The sequence below is a fragment of the Iamia sp. genome, from assembly GCF_035575815.1.
Lineage (GTDB): Bacteria > Actinomycetota > Acidimicrobiia > Acidimicrobiales > Iamiaceae > Iamia.
Genome location: NZ_DATLXO010000077.1, coordinates 1 through 2943, shown reverse-complemented (window position 1 = coordinate 2943; position 2943 = coordinate 1). Strand labels below are relative to the sequence as shown.

General features: G+C 73.3%; 1 protein-coding gene and 1 pseudogene. Both read right to left on the bottom strand.

What is annotated here, in order from left to right; all coding sequences use genetic code 11:
• Nucleotides 1–988 (bottom strand): annotated as a pseudogene (locus VNL12_RS08200) (hypothetical protein); the annotation flags it as partial.
• A gap of 5 nt (nt 989–993) precedes the next feature.
• The gene (gene serA / locus VNL12_RS08195; RefSeq protein WP_325593404.1) at nt 994–2562 is read right to left on the bottom strand and encodes a phosphoglycerate dehydrogenase; all 1569 of its coding nucleotides are present in this window, start codon (nt 2560–2562) and stop codon (nt 994–996) included.
• Between the last annotated feature and the right edge of the window lie 381 nt (nt 2563–2943).

Below are 2943 nucleotides of genomic sequence, written 5' to 3'. Positions count from 1 at the left end.
CTACGACCGCACCCGACCCGAGCGGTGCTACCCATCTCCCGCGGCCGCCGAGGCCGACGGCTTCCGAGCCGCCAAGCGCTGACGGCGCCGCCGCGCCCCTCAGACCTCGTCGGGCCCCACCTCGTCTCCCGTCGCCGGGGCCCGCGAGCTCGTCATCGCCCTCGGTGGTGGCCAGCCATGCTCCCGCGGCGGCGCCCACCAGCTGCACCGGCACCAGGCCCAGCACCGGCTCGAGCGCGAAGGTGGCACCGAGGCCGTCGGTCGCACCGGGCGGCAGCAGGTCCGCGGACGAGAGGACCGTGCGGCGCACCGCCTCGACGACGAGCAGCGCCGTCACCAGCGCGCCACCGACCCGGCGGGCAATGCCGCCCCGGGCCACGGCCACCGCCAAGGCGGACGCAGCGAGCACGAGGCCGAGCCACGAGCCCCGACCGGCCCAGATGTCGGTCTGCAGCAGCCCGCCGAAGCGGTCGCTGCCACCGACGAGGCGGTACCAGCCCACCCCGACGGTGACCCACAGGCCCCCGACGCCGACGAGGTAGGCGACCGCGTCGGCGATCACCACCCCGCCCGGGGGCGGCGAGAGGCGCGCCATGGTGAGGCCGAGGGCGACGACCACACCGAGCACGAGCGCGAACGCCGCCGCCTGCACGGCGAGGAGCGGCCCGCTCGGGTCCTCGACGTCGAGCACCCCGACACCGATGCGCAGCAGCCACGGCATCGGCAGGGCGGCAAGGGCCACCACCCCCGGCCCGAGGCTCGGACGGATGGCCACGCCCAGGCCCACCGTGGCCGCCACCGTGCAGTGCACGACCACGCCGAGGTTCACATAGGTGCTGGCCACGTCGGCCAGGGTCGGCCGGCCCGGGCCCCCGGCGTCGCCGATCGGGGCCAGGAAGTAGAGGACGAAGAAGGCGGCGGTCGCCAGCGCCACGACGGCGCCGACGGTGCGGGCGGCCGCCTCCGAGGTCCCGGCCGCCGGGGGCACGGGCGTCAGGTCCGGTCGACCACAGCGACCGACGACACGCCGTCGGAGGCGAGCACGGCGTCGACCACGCCGGAGGACACGGCCTGGCTGGTGGAGATGACCATCAGCGCCGAGGCCCCCTCTGCGGAGCGTCCAACATCCATGTCGGCGATGTTCACGCCGGCGTCGCCCAGCACGCTGCCGACGCGACCGATGACCCCGGGGCGGTCGTCGTTGCGGACGATCACCATGTGGGGCGAGGGCGGCACGTCGACGGTGTGGCCGTCGACCAAGACCAGCCGAGGCTCCGAGCGCAGCCCCACGAGGGTGCCCGACACCGAGTGGCCGCCGCCGGCGACGGTGACCAGGTTGACCCAGTCACGGGAGGTGACGGTCGTGGTGTCGCGCACCTCGATGCCCCGCTCGGCCGCGACCTGCGGGGCGTTGACGTAGCTCACCGGCTCCTCGGTCGAACCAGCGAAGGCGCCCTTCAGCACCGACAGGGTGAGGATGCGGATGTCGTAGCCGGCCAGCTCGCCCTGGTACTCGATGTCGATGACCGGCGGCAGACCCTCGGACAGCCCGGCGAAGATGCCACCGAGCTGTTCGGCCACGCCCAGGAACGGGCGCACCGTCTCCGAGGCCTCGGCCGCGGCGATGTTCACGGCAAAGGGCACGAACTCGCCGGCCAGGGCCAGGCGCACCTGCTCGGCGATGGTGTCACCCGCCTTGTCCTGGGCCTCCCGCGTGCTGGCCCCGAGGTGCGGGGTGCCGACGAAGCCGGTCCGGGCGAAGAGCGGTGACCCGGTGGGGGGCTCGCTGGTGAACACGTCGAGGGCGGCGCCGCCACAGCGCCCGTCGGCCAGGGCGGCAGCCAGCGCGTCCTCGTCGATCACCCCGCCGCGGGACACGTTCACGATGCGGATGCCGGGCTTGGCCCGGGCGAAGAAGTCCTCGCCGATCATCCCGATCGTGTCCGGCGTCTTGACCACGTGGAGCGTGACGAAGTCAGCGGTTGCGGCGAGGGTTTCGAGGTCGACCAGCTCGATGTTGAGCTGGCGGGCCCGCTCGGCGGCCACGAAGGGGTCGTGGGCGATGATCTTCATGCCGAAGGCGCTGGCCCGTTGGGCGACCAGCTTGCCGATGCGGCCGAGCCCGACGATGCCGAGGGTCTTGTCGGCCATCTCCACGCCAACCCACTCGGAGCGCTCCCACCGGCCCTCGACCAGGGCGCCGTGAGCCTGCGGGATGTGGCGCGCCACCGACAGCAGCATCGCCATGGTGTGCTCGGCGGTGGAGAGGATGTTCGACTGCGGGGCGTTCACCACCATCACCCCGCGGCGGGTGGCCGTCTCCACATCGACGTTGTCGAGGCCGATGCCGGCTCGGCCCACGACCACCAGGTCGGTGCCGGCCTCGAGCACCTCGGCGGTGACCGTCGTCGACGACCGGATGATCAGGGCGTGGGCCCCACCGATGGCGGCCACGAGCTGCTCGGGGTCGAGTCCGGTCTGGACATCGACGTCGTGGCCGGCAGCACGCAGGGCGTCGAGCCCGCCGTCGGCGATCTTCTCGGTGACGAGCACTCGGGCCATGGGGCCGAGTCTGGCCCGCGCCTCCCGGGTCGACCCAACCGCCCACGAGGCGTGGCACCAACGGGTGCCCATCCACGTCGCGCCCGGCGGGCGAGCCGCCACAGCCACTTGTCAGGGAAGCAGGCATCGGCGATGATCGAACGACACGTCGGCTCACGACGTGACCGGTTGTGCCGATGGGTCTGGTGAATCTTGACGTGCGGGCGCCCGCAGGTCCCCAATGGTGAAGGACACAGATGATCAACCGACGACGGGTCGCGATGGTTGTCGTGGTGGCGGGGCTGGTGGCCGGCCTGGCCGCAGCCACCCCCGCGACAGCCCAGGTGAGGGGCAAGGGCGGCGGCTCAGCGTCGCCGCTCTCGGTGCGACTCGAGACCCTGG